Source organism: Leucobacter fengyongliangi (genome assembly GCF_052386045.1).
Window position 1 is genome coordinate 873,679 of record NZ_CM126356.1, and the last position, 14,513, is coordinate 888,191.

At 63.6% G+C, this 14,513-nt stretch carries 18 protein-coding genes; 15 read left to right on the plus strand and 3 right to left on the minus strand.

Annotated features, from left to right (window positions below):
• The first annotated feature begins 2 nt into the window (after window positions 1-2).
• Window positions 3-362: a hypothetical protein gene (locus ACTNFK_RS04100; RefSeq protein ID WP_435936180.1), complete on the plus strand. Its 360-nt coding sequence runs from the start codon at window positions 3-5 to the stop codon at window positions 360-362.
• Window positions 363-371: 9 nt separating this feature from the next.
• On the opposite strand, the gene ACTNFK_RS04105 is transcribed toward ACTNFK_RS04100, so the two are convergent.
• Together ACTNFK_RS04105 and ACTNFK_RS04110 are read right to left on the minus strand one after the other, a co-directional pair.
• Complete coding sequence (locus ACTNFK_RS04105; protein WP_435936181.1) at window positions 372-1,913, minus strand: MFS transporter; 1,542 nt, start codon at window positions 1,911-1,913, stop codon at window positions 372-374.
• A complete protein-coding gene (locus tag ACTNFK_RS04110; protein ID WP_433646015.1) occupies window positions 1,910-2,548 on the minus strand; it encodes a TetR/AcrR family transcriptional regulator in 639 nt (212 codons plus the stop codon). Before ACTNFK_RS04110 ends, ACTNFK_RS04105 begins: the two co-directional genes overlap by 4 nt.
• 162 nt (window positions 2,549-2,710) lie before the next feature.
• Here ACTNFK_RS04110 and rraA point away from each other — a divergent pair, with 162 nt between their 5' ends.
• Window positions 2,711-3,184 (plus strand): ribonuclease E activity regulator RraA, encoded by a 474-nt coding sequence (gene rraA / locus ACTNFK_RS04115; RefSeq protein WP_433646014.1) that lies wholly within the window; start codon window positions 2,711-2,713, stop codon window positions 3,182-3,184.
• Between the two features lie 116 nt (window positions 3,185-3,300).
• On the opposite strand, the gene ACTNFK_RS04120 is transcribed toward rraA, so the two are convergent.
• Window positions 3,301-4,182: an NUDIX domain-containing protein gene (locus ACTNFK_RS04120; RefSeq protein ID WP_435936182.1), complete on the minus strand. Its 882-nt coding sequence runs from the start codon at window positions 4,180-4,182 to the stop codon at window positions 3,301-3,303.
• Window positions 4,183-4,367: 185 nt separating this feature from the next.
• Between ACTNFK_RS04120 and infA the strand changes: the two genes are divergently transcribed.
• The 13 genes from infA to ACTNFK_RS04185 all read left to right on the plus strand — a co-directional run bounded on the left by infA (window position 4,368) and on the right by ACTNFK_RS04185 (window position 14,455).
• Complete coding sequence (gene infA, locus ACTNFK_RS04125) at window positions 4,368-4,589, plus strand: translation initiation factor IF-1 (RefSeq protein WP_025133723.1); 222 nt, start codon at window positions 4,368-4,370, stop codon at window positions 4,587-4,589.
• Between the two features lie 69 nt (window positions 4,590-4,658).
• Window positions 4,659-4,772: a 50S ribosomal protein L36 gene (rpmJ, locus tag ACTNFK_RS04130; RefSeq protein ID WP_009199219.1), complete on the plus strand. Its 114-nt coding sequence runs from the start codon at window positions 4,659-4,661 to the stop codon at window positions 4,770-4,772.
• Window positions 4,773-4,933: 161 nt separating this feature from the next.
• Window positions 4,934-5,302: a 30S ribosomal protein S13 gene (rpsM, locus tag ACTNFK_RS04135; RefSeq protein WP_433646012.1), complete on the plus strand. Its 369-nt coding sequence runs from the start codon at window positions 4,934-4,936 to the stop codon at window positions 5,300-5,302.
• A gap of 45 nt (window positions 5,303-5,347) precedes the next feature.
• A complete protein-coding gene (gene rpsK, locus ACTNFK_RS04140) occupies window positions 5,348-5,746 on the plus strand; it encodes a 30S ribosomal protein S11 (RefSeq protein ID WP_218114936.1) in 399 nt (132 codons plus the stop codon).
• Window positions 5,747-5,876: 130 nt separating this feature from the next.
• A complete protein-coding gene (locus ACTNFK_RS04145; protein WP_433646011.1) occupies window positions 5,877-6,863 on the plus strand; it encodes a DNA-directed RNA polymerase subunit alpha in 987 nt (328 codons plus the stop codon).
• A 46-nt stretch (window positions 6,864-6,909) separates the two neighbouring features.
• Complete coding sequence (rplQ, locus tag ACTNFK_RS04150) at window positions 6,910-7,476, plus strand: 50S ribosomal protein L17 (protein WP_435936184.1); 567 nt, start codon at window positions 6,910-6,912, stop codon at window positions 7,474-7,476.
• A 102-nt stretch (window positions 7,477-7,578) separates the two neighbouring features.
• Window positions 7,579-8,418 carry a tRNA pseudouridine(38-40) synthase TruA gene (gene truA, locus ACTNFK_RS04155; RefSeq protein WP_435936185.1) on the plus strand — a complete coding sequence of 280 codons (840 nt, stop codon included), beginning with the start codon at window positions 7,579-7,581 and terminating at the stop codon, window positions 8,416-8,418.
• A 136-nt stretch (window positions 8,419-8,554) separates the two neighbouring features.
• Window positions 8,555-9,001, plus strand: a complete 447-nt coding sequence (gene rplM, locus ACTNFK_RS04160) for a 50S ribosomal protein L13 (protein WP_433646008.1) — start codon at window positions 8,555-8,557, stop codon at window positions 8,999-9,001.
• A gap of 34 nt (window positions 9,002-9,035) precedes the next feature.
• Window positions 9,036-9,512 carry a 30S ribosomal protein S9 gene (rpsI, locus tag ACTNFK_RS04165; protein ID WP_433646007.1) on the plus strand — a complete coding sequence of 159 codons (477 nt, stop codon included), beginning with the start codon at window positions 9,036-9,038 and terminating at the stop codon, window positions 9,510-9,512.
• A 14-nt stretch (window positions 9,513-9,526) separates the two neighbouring features.
• Window positions 9,527-10,876 carry a phosphoglucosamine mutase gene (gene glmM / locus ACTNFK_RS04170; RefSeq protein WP_435936186.1) on the plus strand — a complete coding sequence of 450 codons (1,350 nt, stop codon included), beginning with the start codon at window positions 9,527-9,529 and terminating at the stop codon, window positions 10,874-10,876.
• 7 nt (window positions 10,877-10,883) lie between these two features.
• A complete protein-coding gene (locus ACTNFK_RS04175; protein ID WP_435936187.1) occupies window positions 10,884-11,429 on the plus strand; it encodes a hypothetical protein in 546 nt (181 codons plus the stop codon).
• A 3-nt stretch (window positions 11,430-11,432) separates the two neighbouring features.
• On the plus strand, window positions 11,433-13,580 hold the full coding sequence (locus ACTNFK_RS04180; protein WP_435936188.1) for an ATP-binding cassette domain-containing protein: 2,148 nt from the start codon (window positions 11,433-11,435) through the stop codon (window positions 13,578-13,580).
• Window positions 13,577-14,455, plus strand: a complete 879-nt coding sequence (locus ACTNFK_RS04185) for an ECF transporter S component (protein ID WP_435936189.1) — start codon at window positions 13,577-13,579, stop codon at window positions 14,453-14,455. Before ACTNFK_RS04180 ends, ACTNFK_RS04185 begins: the two co-directional genes overlap by 4 nt.
• Window positions 14,456-14,513: the final 58 nt, after the last annotated feature.

Here is a 14,513-nt window from a genome sequence, read left to right on the forward strand (position 1 = left end):
CTATGACGTCAACTGCGCCGCTGACCCACGTTCCCGAAGCCCCTCCCTTTCGCGGGCTGGGGATCACGGCCCTCACCATGGGAATCATCGCGTTCGCCGTGCCGGTGATTGCGATCGGACTGGGGCTGCTCTCAGCGGCGAGCGGGGATCCCGGGTGGTCGATGGTGACAGCGCTTCTCGTGTTACCCGTAGCGGGGATTGCTGCGGTGCTCGTGGGGCTCGTTGCGGTCATCCTCTCGATCGTGTTGCTTATTCGCTCCCAAGCCAAGAATCTGCGGTGGATCCCGGCACTCGTGCTCGGGATTGTGGGTGCGGTCACCATTCCCGGATTTATTTTGGTGCTCAGCGGCACGAACTTCTAGCCGCTCCTCTCATGCGTGACGCACCGCTGACACGTCGGTGCCACGTGGAGTCAGTGCAAAGGTAGTTGCGGCAATTCCGAGCATGATACAACCGCCGACGAGCCCGGTCAGTTGCAGGGCATGGGTAAACGCGATACCCGCATCGGTGGAGAGAGATTCCAGCCCGAGTTCCTGGCTGATGGCGACGGCAGAACCGAGTGATTCAGCTGCACTTGCCGCTAGCGCGGGGTCGATGGGCGTCGCCGCGAGCACTCGTGCAAACTCGGCGCGATAGAGCAGCGCCGCGATACTTCCGAGGACCGCCACTCCCAGCACGCTGCCGAGTTCGTAGGAGGTCTCCTCCAGGGCCGCGGCGCTTCCGGCCTTCTCCTCGGGGGTCTCGTACATGATCATGGCAGAGCCGATTGCCAGCGCCCCCGATCCAGCACCAATAAGCACGAGGGCGACAAACACGGTGCTCTGAGACAGAGCGCCGGGCTGCAGGCCCACGGCGATGAGGCCGAGCCCCGCTGCGGCGACACCTCCGGAGAGGACGGCCCGGGCCCCGATCCACCGTGCGACAGGTGGGGCCGCAAGTGAGGCGACGGCACCGGCGATTGCGGCAGGAAAGAGGCGGATGCCAGCCTCGACCGGGCTGGCCCCGTCGACGAGTTGCATCCACTGCGCAAGGAGCAGGAGGGCCGCTCCCATCGCGAACATGGAACCCAGCGCCGCAATGATTCCTGCCGAAAACGTCCGGCTGCGAAACAGTCGCATGTCGAGCAGCGGATCTGCGCGACGCAAGCATCGCGCGCCGAACCAGGCGAGCAGCGCCACCCCGGCGAGCAGCGCGATCCACCCCTCGAGAGCCAGAAAGCTCGCAGCTTTGCCGAAGATCTTGATGGCCCAGACCAGCAGGATCATGCCTGAAAACGAGAGGATTCCCCCGATCCAGTCCCAACGCCCGGGCTCGGCAACCCGAGATTCCGGAAGGAGCCATAGGCCTGCGATGAACGCAATGAGCATGAGTGGGACGTTGACCAGGAACGCCGCATGCCAGCTGAAGTGCTCGAGGAGCAACCCGCCCACGAGCGGGCCCACCGCGGCCCCGAGTGAGGACACCGCAGCCCAAATACCGAGTGCCGAGGCCCGCTCGCGCGGGTCGGTGAAAACCACGCGGATGAGCGAGAGGGTCGTGGGCATGATCATGGCACCCCCCACCCCCAGGAGCGCACGCAGGGCGATGACAGTCTCAGCGGATGTCGCCCACAGAACGAGAGCGGAGGTGATGCCGAAGAGGACATAGCCGAGCATGAGCATCCGCTTGCGCCCCCAGCGGTCGGCAACGGCGGCCCAGGAAACCAGGAGTCCGGCCAGAACCAGGGAATAGATGTCGACGATCCACAACAGTTGGTCGGATGTGGGCCGGAGAGATGCTGCCATGTCTGGAATTGCGATGTTGAGGATCGTCATATCCATCATGAGTACGAGCAGACTGGCGGTGAGCACCGCGACAGCGGCCCAACGCCGCACACGAGAACCACGGACAATCTTAAGCGAGGGGAAAGTCATGATGGGGAAGCCTCCGTCGGGGCCTTCTCCTGTGTGTCAGCTGCCAGGGGGGCAGGCTCGGGCATGCGGGCGATGGTGCGAAACAGGCGTGCGAGCTGCTCAGCGCTCAGCGGAACGTCGTGCAACGCTGCGTGCATCGTGGCGCCGTCGAAGAAGATAGCTGCGAGCTCTGCGCGCTCCGGTCCGAGGTGGGCGGACAGGAGTTCGACCAAGCCGTCGTACCAGCGCAGTGCAATGGCACGCAATCGCGGATCTTGGGTGGCGCTCGTAACGAGGGCCATGTCGGCGTGAACCTGCCTGGGGTCGCTCAGAAAGCGATGCATGAGCTGAGCGAGTTGCTCTGGCGCCGAATCGAACTCGGCGAGGGCCGACTGTGCCTCGACGAGGCCCTCCTCGATTTCGTCGGCCAGGAGTCGAAGCGCAGCCTCCCTGAGCTCATCAATCGAGACAAAGTACTGCGTCGTGGAGCCCAGCGCGACCCCCGCCCGTGCCGCGACCATCCGGTGAGTGAGTCGTGAGGGCCCCACCTCCACGATCAGTTCAGCGGCAGCAGCAACGATCGCCTGGCGGCGCGCACGTGGATCTCGGCGATGCGGACGAAGCGGTGCGGGTTCTGGGGCGGTGAGCGCAGCCATCGGAAATGTCGCCTTCGAGCTCGGAACGGAGTGATGTACATTTGTACATGTACAGATGTACATCATAAGTGGGCGCTTCTGCAACTCGGCCGATCAGGCACTGTAACGTGGAGCTGGCGGCCCGAGGACTTGGACCGCGGTCCGAAGAAATGGGGTACCCGAGTGAGCGACACAATCAGCACGGCCGATCTGTATGACGAGCGGGGGGAGCAGTTGCAGTCCGTATCGCTACAGTTTCGAGATTTTGGAGGTGTGACTGGCTTTGCCGGCCCCATTCGCACGGTCAGCTGTCACCAAGACAACGCGCTCTTGAAGTCCGTGTTGGCGACCCCGGGCGAGGGGGCGGTGCTGGTCGTTGACGGTGGCGGATCGCTTGCCACCGCGCTGGTCGGGGATCTGATCGCCGCGCTTGCCGTCGATCACGGCTGGTCTGGTGTGATTGTCAATGGTGCCATTCGCGACAGCGCCGCCATCGGCACGCTCCCGCTTGGCGTGAAGGCTCTCGGCACGAACCCGGCAAAGTCGACGAAGACTGGCAGTGGGGCCAGCGATATTGTCGTCACTTTCGGGGGAGCGTCATTCCGCCCCGGCGCTTGGGTCTGGTGCGACGGAGACGGTATCTTGGTCGAACGCTGAGTCTGCTCGGCGCGCGCCGAGGATCACGAGGTCAGGACGGCGCCGTTCGAGTAAGGAAGAGCGAGATGGCCCGACTGTAAATTGCGCGCTGCGTGCGCGAGCAAATTTTGGGAAGGTCACGCCGGGAGGTGTCGCAGAAGCGTCTGTGGGCTCCGCAGGATAGCGCCCGCAGCGGACACCCGTTCCCGGAGTTCTTCGTCGGCGGTTACCACGGTGACACGGCGCCCTTCCGCGATAAGTCGGTGAGTCTCGGCGACGATGGTGTCGTCGCCGAGGAGTGGTGCGTCAACGAGGTTGACCCCGGGAACCGACGGCACGCCGCGTGCGCCACCTTCCGATACCAGCGTCCATAGCGGGAAGACACGATCGATTCCTGGGTAGTCGCTCTGCGCAAGGGCGAGCATGCCCGCTGGAATTCCCGTTCCTAGAACACTCGCCACGCGATCGCGCAGCCGCTCCTGTGCACCTCGTCGATCCTTCCACCAGCCGTTCGGCACTGAACCGATGACATTCGCCGAGTCAACGACGATGGCGGGGCGGGGCCCGACGAGAGATTGCAGAAACCTCCAGCTCTGTGCAAAACCTGGGTGCAGTGGGTACGCGCCGACCTGATTGAGCGCGACCCACCTGAGCTCGTGGCTCTCGGCATCGGTGATCTCCGGCTCAAACGGCCTGGTGACCTCTGCGATGACTGTCGTGTACCTCCACCCGCCGCGATCGAACACGTGCGTGAACATTGCGGCAGTTGACTGAATGGGTGCCCCGGCTTCTTCGAGCGACTCGCGTTTGGCGCCGTCGATAGCGCTTTCGCCCTCGTGTCTTGCGCCGCCTGGGATTCCCCAGGTGCCCCCGTGGTCACTCCAGTTCACGCGGTGCTGCAGCAAGATGCCCTTGCTGGGATCGTGCGCAAGCAGCCCCGCAGCGCCGAAGCGGCCCCAGTATCGCTGCCCGTCAGCCGCGGTGACCCAAGCATCCCCCGTGTTTCTCGTGTCACTCATGAACTCAGCGTATCGGGCACCATTGGAGATCCGGGTGAGTGATTGTGCGATGCTTCAGCTTGAAATTCAGCGGGAAGCGAGATAGGATTTTTCTTTGGTGCTTTGCGCCTGTTTTCGCGTTCCTGCGAGAAGGGGTCTGAGCATTCGCAAGATCAGCATTCACCCACTGAAGCGATAGTGAGGCTATGGCCAAGAAAGACGGCGTCATCGAGATCGAGGGCCAGGTAGTCGAGGCTCTTCCCAACGCGATGTTTCGCGTTGAGTTGACCAACGGACACAAGGTTCTCGCCCATATTTCGGGCAAAATGCGTCAGCACTACATCCGTATCCTCCCTGGAGACCGCGTGATCGTGGAGTTGACCCCCTACGATCTGACCCGTGGCCGTATCGTCTACCGCTACAAGTAGGTCGCTGAAAAGTAACGGCCCGCGGCATCCCACGGGTACGAGGACAGCGAACACACAGAAGGAAACATCATGAAGGTCAAGCCCAGCGTTAAGAAGATCTGCGACAAATGCAAGGTCATCCGCCGCCACGGTCGTGTCATGGTGATCTGCGAGAACCCGCGTCACAAGCAGCGCCAGGGCTAAGTCCCTCGTTCTGCCGGGTGCGGGGCCGTAGGCCCGATCCACAACTGAATATCTGAATCAGCGCATCGAAGAACCCACAGTCGCAGACTGAGGGGGACACCTCGGGCGGAGGCCCGGACCCCCGGTGCGCACCACACCTCCACACCACGCAAGGAGCCAGAATGGCACGTCTCGCAGGAGTAGACATCCCACGCGATAAGCGCGTTGAGATTGCACTCACCTACATCTATGGCGTTGGTCGCACCAGCGCACTCAAGACTCTCGCCGATACCGGCATCGACGGGAATATCCGCGTAAAGGATCTCACCGACGAGCAGCTCGTAGAGTTGCGCGATTACATTGAGGGCAACTTCAAGGTAGAGGGCGATCTGCGACGCGAGGTCGCCGCAGACATCCGTCGCAAGGTCGAGATTGGAAGCTACCAGGGTCTCCGCCACCGCAAGGGGCTGCCTGTGCACGGTCAGCGCACCAAGACGAACGCTCGTACCCGCAAGGGACCGAAGCGCACCGTCGCCGGTAAGAAGAAGTAACCGTAGGTTCCGCGACCACTACACAGAGCTTTCAGGAGAACATAAATGGCTGCACCAAAAAGCGCGGCGCGCAAGCCGCGTCGTAAGGACAAGAAGAACGTTGCTGTGGGCCAAGCCCACATCAAGTCGACGTTCAACAACACGATCGTTTCGATTACTGACACCACCGGTGCCGTAATCAGCTGGGCATCTTCGGGTGGCGTCGGCTTCAAGGGCTCGCGTAAGTCGACCCCCTTCGCCGCACAGCTCGCTGCGGAATCCGCCGCGCGCAAGGCGCAGGAGCACGGTATGAAGAAGGTTGACATCTTCGTCAAGGGTCCGGGATCGGGTCGTGAAACCGCGATCCGTTCGCTGCAGGCTGCTGGGCTTGAGGTCGGTTCCATCACCGATGTGACGCCACAGACGCACAACGGTTGCCGCCCGCCCAAGCGCCGCCGCGTGTGAGTTTTCGACCGCGCATCACCAAGGCCGACTCGGGCCCGGTGATGCGCAGTCGAAACTCCAGATGCCGTTTCACCCACCTCCCCACACCGCATGAGTCATATAGCGGACTCCAGCGAAAGGAACCACCACAGTGCTCATTGCACAGCGCCCCACTCTGACGGAAGAGTCAATCTCCGAGTACCGATCGCGCTTCGTGATCGAACCCCTTGAACCGGGTTTTGGCTACACGCTCGGCAACTCACTCCGTCGCACCCTCCTCTCATCGATCCCTGGCGCCGCTGTAACCAGCGTCCGCTTCGAGGGCGTCGCACACGAGTTCAGCACGATCGCCGGTGTCACCGAAGACGTCACCGAGATCATTCTGAACATCAAGGCGCTTGTCGTCTCGAGCGAGCATGACGAGCCGATTACTGCGTACCTGCGCAAGACCGGTGCAGGTGAGGTCACCGCGGCCGACATCTCAGCACCCGCTGGCGTCGAGGTCCACAACCCGGAACTCGTGATCGCCACTCTGGGGGACCAGGCTCAGTTCGAGCTTGAGCTCACCATTGAGCGCGGTCGCGGCTACGTCTCCGCAGCGCAGAACCGAAACGAAGATGCCGAGGTTGGCCGGATTCCGGTTGACTCGATCTACTCGCCCGTGTTGAAGGTTACCTACCGCGTGGAGGCCACGCGTGCCGGTGAGCGAACCGACTTCGACCGCCTGGTGGTCGACGTTGAATCGAAGCCCGCCATCACACCGCGCGACGCCATCGCTTCGGCCGGTTCCACACTGGTCGAACTGTTCGGCTTGGCGCGCGAACTCAACACCGCAGCAGAAGGCGTCGAGATTGGCCCGGCTCCGGCAGAGGTTGTTGTTGATGGAGAGCTCTCAATCCCCATTGAGGATCTCGACCTTTCGGTTCGCAGCTACAACTGCCTGAAGCGTGAAGGTATCAACACGGTCAGCGAGCTCGTTGCACTTTCCGAGGCCCAGCTCATGAACATTCGTAATTTCGGCCAGAAGAGCGTTTTCGAGGTGCGCGACAAGCTCACCGAGATGGGCCTTTCGCTGAAGGACGCCGTGCCCGGCTTTGACGGTGCACAGTTCTACAGCTACGAAGACGACGTCAACTAGTACTCGGTCGTTTTCGACCCACACTTTTCATTCAACGGAGTAAACAATGCCTAAGCCCAACAAGGGGCCCCGCCTCGGAGGCGGACCCGCCCACGAACGCCTGCTGCTCAACCAGATGGCTTCACAGCTGTTCGAGCACAAGCGCATCCAGACGACCGAAACGAAGGCGAAGCGGCTGCAGCCCGTCGCCGATCGCTTGGTGCAGTTTGCCAAGCGTGGTGACTTGCACGCTCGTCGTCGTGTCATGCGACAGATTCTCGATAAGTCGATCGTGCACGAGCTCTTCACTGAGATTGCGCCGCTGGTTGAGCACCGACAGGGTGGGTACACTCGCGTCATCAAGACCGGATTCCGCAAGGGTGACAACGCCCCGATGGCTGTGATCGAGCTGGTGCTCGAGCCCGTCAACCCGAAGCCGAAGAAGGCCAAGAAGGAAGAGTCGGCCGAGGCCGTCTCGCCCGTCGAGGTTGAAGAAGTTCTTGAGGCAGAAGAGGCGCAGGCGCCCGCTGCGACGGACGAGGCCGAGGTCTCGGAGGCTGAAGCTGGCGAAGAGACCGCTGCTGCTGAAGCTGCGTCAGACGCTGCCGAAGAAGCTGAAGCTGACAAGAAGTAATTCCAGTTGGCGAAAGCCGAACGCTCCGAGGGTGCTTGCGCCCCGGGGCGTTCGGTGTTTCTGGGCGCGGAAGATGACCACGGACGGAAGGGAGCGCCGGTAGTGCATCGCAATGGCAATAGCGTTCGCCTCAGACTAGACATTGGATACGACGGCACCGATTTTCACGGGTGGGCAGCGCAGCCTGGGCTGCGCACGGTTCAGGGGGAGCTGGAGTCGGCGCTGGCCGTTGTGCTTCGCCTGTCTGAACAGTTCGTCGCCCTCACTGTCGGTGGGCGCACTGACGCTGGGGTACACGCCCGCGGCCAGGTCGCTCATATCGATGTTCCGCACGAACTCGCAGATGGGCTTACCGAGCGGAGGCTCAACGGTGTGCTTCGGCGCGGTGCCCCAGACATAGCGGTCCATGCAGTGCGTGAGGTGCCGTCTGTGTTCGACGCGCGTTTCTCGGCACTCCGCCGTCGCTATGAGTACCGCGTGCGCGACCCGAGAGTCAGGCGTGATCCACTGACCGCTCGATTCACCGCAGACGTATCGCGACCGATCGATCCTGCGCTGTTGCAGGTTGCCTCGGATGAGTTGCTCGGGCTCAATGACTTCACCTCCTTCTGCAAGGCACGTGAAGGTGCCACTGCGATTCGCGAATTGATCCAGTTCGACTGGAGTCGTGCCGACGATGGTGTTTTCGTCGCTCGGCTTGAGGCTGATGCGTACTGTCACTCAATGGTGCGGTCTCTGGTCGGGGCCGTGGTCGCTACCGCGAGCGGGCGCATCGGCATCACGGAGCTCGTGGAGTTACGAGAGGCCCGGGCGCGCACGAGTCGGTTTACCGTTATGCCAGCCCACGGTCTCAGCCTGGAGGAGATCAGCTATCCGGCCGACGCCGATCTCGCAGCCAGAGCAGCGCTCACCCGCGCGAAGCGTGATCCACTGGAGAACTGAGCTGTGCTAGAGTTGATCTTTGGTGCGTCAGCATCCGAATTGTTGAGCCCTCCACGGTCGCTGAACTCGGGGAATCGAGACAGGGCATCGGAGCGGGATTCACGACACCTCCATTTCGATAGAAAGCAGCACGCTAGTGACTCGTACGTATTCGCCGAAGGCCGCTGAGCAGAAGCACGACTGGCTCATTATTGATGCCACCGACGTGGTTCTCGGCCGCCTCGCCTCCCAGGCAGCTGCGCTTCTGCGCGGCAAGCACAAGACCACCTTTGCTCCTCACATGGACATGGGTGATCACGTGATCATCATCAACGCGGCGAAGGTCGTGCTGACGGGCAACAAGGCAGCCCAGAAGAAGGCTTACCGTCACTCCGGTTACCCCGGTGGCTTGCGTTCGGTGACCTACAGCGACCTGCTCGAGAAGAATCCTGATCGCGCGGTCGAGAAGGCCATCCGCGGCATGCTTCCCAAGAACTCCCTCGGGCGTGACCAGTTCCGCAAGCTGAAGGTCTACTCGGGCCCCGAGCACCCGCACGCGGCGCAGCAGCCGACCCCCTTCACCATCGGCCAGGTCGCGCAGTAACGCGGCTCGAAAACTTTAGAAAAGAGAACTTCAAGTGACTGAAGAGACTGTGGCCGTCGAGAGCTACACCACCGAAACACCTGCAAACCAGGCTGCCGAGAAGGCACCCCGCCCCGCACTCACCGTTCCCGGTGCAGCCGTGGGTCGCCGTAAGCAGGCAATCGCTCGCGTTCGCCTCATTCCCGGTGCGGGCACCATGACCGTCAACGGGCGTGAACTGGCCGAGTACTTCCCGAACAAGCTGCACCAGCAGCTCATCACCGACCCATTCACCGTGCTTGATCTCGTCGGCTCGTACGACGTGATCGCTCGCATTGATGGCGGTGGCCCCTCCGGTCAGGCAGGTGCACTGCGCCTCGCCATCGCCCGCGCGCTCAACGAGATCGACGCAGAGCACAACCGTCCTACGCTGAAGAAGGCTGGGTTCCTCAGCCGCGATGCGCGCGTGATCGAGCGTAAGAAGGCCGGCCTCAAGAAGGCTCGTAAGGCTCCGCAGTACTCGAAGCGTTAGTCAACGCCCGAACTATGGTTCGCCTATTTGGCACGGACGGGGTCCGGGGCCTGGCTGGGGTCGATGTGACCGCCGAGCTGGCCCTGGGCCTCGCTCAGTCTGCGGCATTCGTGCTCGGTCGCGCCGCGCGTGCGGAAAGCCGCCGCGCGGTCGCCGTTGTTGCCCGCGACCCCCGAGTCTCGGGCGAGTTCATTTCTGCCGCGGTGGCGGCGGGGCTCGCTTCTGCTGGGGTCGATGTGCTCGAGGCTGGCGTCATTCCTACCCCCGCTGCGGCATACCTGGTCGCAGACTCCGGGGCTGACTTTGGGGTGATGGTTTCGGCTTCCCATAACCCGGCGGCAGACAACGGGATCAAGTTCTTTGCCGCGGGCGGGCGCAAGCTCGCCGACGAGGTGGAAGACGAGATCGAAGCCGAGTTGGGGCGCCCGCACGGAGGATTCACCGGCCGCGAGGTCGGTCGGATCCGCCGGTTTGCAGACGCCGAGGACCGCTACCTGGTGCATCTTCTGGGCACTCTCGATGGTCTCAGTCTGGCGGGCATACACGTGGTGCTCGACTGTGCCCACGGAGCAGCCGCAGGCATCTCACCCGATGTCTTCACTGACGCGGGTGCTCGCGTCACGGTGATCGGCAACGCCCCTGATGGTTTCAACATCAACGATGGGATTGGTTCCACCCACCTCGGCCCACTGATCGCCAAGGTTCGCGAAACCGGTGCCGACCTCGGGATCGCACACGACGGCGATGCAGATCGGTGCCTTGCTGTTGACGCCGATGGTGAAGTGATCGACGGCGACCGAATCATGGCGATTCTTGCCCTTTCCATGGCAAGCCGCGGCAAGCTCGTGCAGAATACGTTGGTCGCCACGGTAATGAGTAATCTTGGCCTCAGACTCGCGATGGCGAACAACGGCATTGACGTGGTCGAGACCGGGGTCGGTGATCGATACGTGCTCGAAAAACTGAACGCGCACGGCTACTCGCTGGGCGGTGAGCAGTCCGGACACGTCATCATGAGTGACTACGCCACCACCGGAGATGGGATCCTCACCGGTCTTCACCTTGCCGCGGAGATCGTGCGCACCGGAAAGACGATCGCCGAGCTGGCAGGCTGCATGACCGTGTACCCCCAGGTTCTTGTGAACGTACGCGGGGTGGATCGCAGCAAGGTTTCGGCAGATGGCGTGCTGCAGCGAGCGGTGACGCAAGCAGAGATAGCGTTGGAAGGTCGAGGTCGCGTTCTGCTGCGCCCCTCGGGCACCGAGCCCGTTGTGCGCGTCATGGTCGAAGCAGAGAGCGAGTCGCAGGCACAGGAGCTTGCCGACGACCTCGCCGAGATCGTTCGTACCCGGCTCGCAATCTAGGAGAACCATGACCACCTCATCTTCGCGGCGCCCCTCTCGGGTATTCGGGGCCGTTGCACTTCTCGGGGTATCTCTTGTGATGACGGGCTGTGGCGCGGGCTCTGCTGGGGTGACCGCTGATTCCGAGCCCACCTCAACGACCGGGCCCGCAACCGAGGAATGCGCAGGTGTCTCGGTAGTTGTCGAATTTGGCAGCCTCGACATCGACGGCATCACGGAATGCGTTGATACCGACGAGCCCATTACCGCGGTGCAGGCATTCGAGCTTGCAAGCGTCGAACTCACTGAGGGTCAGGCATTTCCCGGATCGATTTGTCGAGTCGGAGGCGCGCCCGCGGCTGACCTTCAGCTGAGCTATTCCGGGCAAAGCTATACCGAGGACTGCACGGCCATGGGTCCGGTGTGGGCCTACTGGGGCCTATTTGTGGATCTGGGCAATGGGTGGGATTACGCGCAGGAGGGCGCCGCAACCCAACTGGTCGAGCCGGGCCAAGGCATCGCATTCTCGTGGCAGTTCGGTGACACCACCGAGCCGCAACTTCCCGCAGCCTAGGTGATGCGCGCCTCCCCGGCTGTCGATACTGGCGCGGGGGCGCTGCCTCCACGCGGCGCCGAATTGGCCCGACCCGGGCTCATCTGGGCGCTGGCTACGTTCGTCGCAGTCGCAGGTGCGATCGCACCCGCGCCCTGGTGGCAGCTCGGCATTATCACTGTCGCCCTGCTCGCGTGCCTCGCCACCGGACGAATTCACGCCCCCGCGCTCAGGCTCGGCGTGTGGGGTGCGATTATCTTTGTCGCTCTGCGGGTTGCCTACCGAGTGCTGTTCGCTCCAGTTCTGCCGCCGCCCGAATCCGCGATCGTGCTGCTCAGCCTCCCGGTGATCCCACTCGGAGGGCCGTTTGCGGGTGTCTCGCTCTTCGGTGCGCTCACGCTCGACCAACTCCTCACCACATTGACCGATGCCACTCGATTCGCAGTGGTCTTTGTGGTCTTTGGCGCGGCCAATGCGCTGGCCGATGCGCGCACTCTCCTGGCACGCTCGCCGCAAGCGTTCGTGCCCATCGCTACCGCACTTGCGCTCGCCCTCGGCAGTGTGCCAGCTCTGCTGGTCGCAGGTCACCGAGTGGATCGCGCAGCTCGCATGCGGGGGGAGCGACGGGGGCCGAGACTGCTCATTCCTGTGCTTGAGCAGGCGGTCGAGCGTGCGACCACCCTGGGTGCCTCGATGGAGCTGCGCGGGTACGGGGCAAAGCTCCGTTCTCGAGTGCGAGCTGAGCACGATGTTGATCCGCTCGTGGCCGTCGAGGAGGTCAGTGTGCGGTATGGGGAACGTGAAGTTCTCGTTCGAGCTTCACTTGAGCTCCGTGCGGGGGAGCTCACCTTCATCACCGGGCCAACGGGGTGCGGAAAGTCGAGTCTTCTCGCGGTGCTTGCTGGGCTCACTCCCGGCTACACCGGCGGCGAGGTCACGGGGACCGTGCGTATTGCTGGTGTCACCGTGCTGGGCGAAGGAGTGGATCCGCGCCCCGCCCGGGTGGCGGGTGACCTCGCACACGTGCCGCAGCGTGTTGAACACTCGTTTCTCGCGGAGACCGTGCGTGCTGAGTTGGAGTTCGGCCCTCGAAGCCAAGGCCTCACTGGTGCCGCGCTTGCGGAGGCAGTCGACTCCTCCATGCGCCTATTCGGGCTTGAGCCTTTGTCTGGGCGAGAACCGGGTACGCTCAGCGCGGGTGAGGCGACACGACTCGCGCTTGCCGCTGCGGTGGCGGCCAGGCCGCGGGTGCTCGTGCTCGATGAGCCAATCGCCGACCTCGACCCGCACTCGGTCACCGTGGTGCGGAGCGCGCTGCATGCGCTGCTCGCGCAGGGGTGCGCGGTGCTGATTGCCGAGCACCGCCAGGCCGCCCTCGCTGATCTCCCGACCGCGATGCCGACACAGTGGCTTCGCCTTGACCATGGGCGGGTGGTCGCCGTGAAGCCTTGTCTCGGTTCTGCCGATTCGGCGCAGATGGCTGACCTCGTTGTGCCGACTGCGGGCCCGAGCGCTTCGGGTGCCGCGAGTACGGGTAACGCCCCACCTCGACGTGATCTGATCCTACTCGCGCGCGACCTGGTGGTCTCGCGCGGAGGGAACGAGTTGTTCCGACTTGACGACCTCGCCGTGCACCCGGGTGAAATCGTCGTATTGCGGGGCGCGAACGGGAGCGGGAAGACCAGTCTGCTCGAAGACATCGCACTTCCGCCGGGGGCACGCGGCGGAAGTCGGGCGGCCGGTGTCGCCCTGGTGCCGCACCGGGTCGATGACCTCCTGATTCGTGAGACCATCGAGGCCGAGTGTGACTTTGCTGATCGTCGAGCGGGTGCGCCGCGGGGCACCACATCGCGCCGATTCGCCGCGCTGATTGCCCGGCCCGCGGTGCCCCCCGCGCCTCACACCCACCCGCGCGACGCTTCGGCGGGCACCCGGCTCGCGTTGGCCATTGCAGTGCAACTCTCTGCTGCGCCGCGAGTGCTGCTGCTCGATGAGCCGACGCGCGGTCTTGATCTTGCCGCTCGGCGACGTCTGGCCGAACTCCTGACAGCGCACGCCTCCACGGGCGCCGCGGTGCTCCTCGCGACCCACGACGACGAATTCGCAGGCTTGCTGGCACGCGCTGGGGCCTCGGTTCGCGGGCTGCGCCTGGCTGACGGGAAGATCTCGTGAGCGGCCGCGTGCCCAAGGCCTCGTCAGCGGAGAAGTCGCTGCGGGGTCGACACACCTCTGGCAGCCGGGCACCGGGCGCTCGCACCTTCAGGCGCTCCCGACCGCTATCTCGGGTGTTTGCCGCAGCGCTCCTCGTGCTGGTCAGTCTCGGTGCGCTGGCCGCTTTCACCTGGCCGTTTCTAGCGGCGGCCGTTCCCGGAGACGCGCGTGGCGCGATCCCTGCTCTCGCACTTGCCATGATTGTCGTGCTTGCGGCGGCGGTGATCGTTGCGCTGTCTGATGGTGCCTCCGGCGCGATGTTCGTTGCCATGCTCGGAACCCTGACCGCGGTTGGGATGGTCATGCGTTTCCTCGGAACAGGGTTCGGTGGTTTCGAGACCGCTCTCATCCTGCTGATTCTGGCTGGCCGCGCGTTTGGGCCCCGCTTTGGGTTTCTCCTCGGAGCCACAGTAATGCTGGGCTCATCGCTACTGTGGGGTGGTGTCGGCCCGTGGCTGCCGTTTCAGGTGTTTGCCGCAGGATGGGTGGGGGCCGTCGCGGGCCTGATCCCCGGCGGGCGGCGGCTCGCCGGATCCCGCACCAGGTGGCCGGAACTGGCCTTGCTCGCGATCTACGGGGTACTCGCCTCATACGCCTTTGGGCTACTCATGAACGTTTGGTTCTGGCCCTTTGCGGTAGGCAGCGACACGAGTATTTCATATGTTTCGGATGCCGGGGCCGGGGCCAATCTGGTGCGGTTCCTGAGCTACTCGTTCATCACCTCCACGCTGACGTGGGACACGGTGCGCGCGATCACCACGGCCGTGGGCATTCTTCTGATCGGTCGACCGGTGCTGGCGGCACTGCGCCGCTCCGCACTCGCGCGTCGACAGTAACGCCGTCGCTCCCATTCTCCCGGTGCCTTGTTCGTCCCAGGGTGCCCTATTTGCGCAA

Coding starts and splice junctions, on each gene's coding strand:
- ACTNFK_RS04100 (WP_435936180.1), top strand. CDS start 3: ATGACGTCAACTGCGCCGCTGACCCACGTTCCCGAAGCCCCTCCCTTT.
- ACTNFK_RS04105 (WP_435936181.1), bottom strand. CDS start 1,913: ATGACTTTCCCCTCGCTTAAGATTGTCCGTGGTTCTCGTGTGCGGCGT.
- ACTNFK_RS04110 (WP_433646015.1), bottom strand. CDS start 2,548: ATGGCTGCGCTCACCGCCCCAGAACCCGCACCGCTTCGTCCGCATCGC.
- ACTNFK_RS04120 (WP_435936182.1), bottom strand. CDS start 4,182: ATGAGTGACACGAGAAACACGGGGGATGCTTGGGTCACCGCGGCTGAC.
- infA (WP_025133723.1), top strand. CDS start 4,368: ATGGCCAAGAAAGACGGCGTCATCGAGATCGAGGGCCAGGTAGTCGAG.
- rpmJ (WP_009199219.1), top strand. CDS start 4,659: ATGAAGGTCAAGCCCAGCGTTAAGAAGATCTGCGACAAATGCAAGGTC.
- rpsM (WP_433646012.1), top strand. CDS start 4,934: ATGGCACGTCTCGCAGGAGTAGACATCCCACGCGATAAGCGCGTTGAG.
- rpsK (WP_218114936.1), top strand. CDS start 5,348: ATGGCTGCACCAAAAAGCGCGGCGCGCAAGCCGCGTCGTAAGGACAAG.
- rplQ (WP_435936184.1), top strand. CDS start 6,910: ATGCCTAAGCCCAACAAGGGGCCCCGCCTCGGAGGCGGACCCGCCCAC.
- glmM (WP_435936186.1), top strand. CDS start 9,527: ATGGTTCGCCTATTTGGCACGGACGGGGTCCGGGGCCTGGCTGGGGTC.
- ACTNFK_RS04175 (WP_435936187.1), top strand. CDS start 10,884: ATGACCACCTCATCTTCGCGGCGCCCCTCTCGGGTATTCGGGGCCGTT.
- ACTNFK_RS04180 (WP_435936188.1), top strand. CDS start 11,433: ATGCGCGCCTCCCCGGCTGTCGATACTGGCGCGGGGGCGCTGCCTCCA.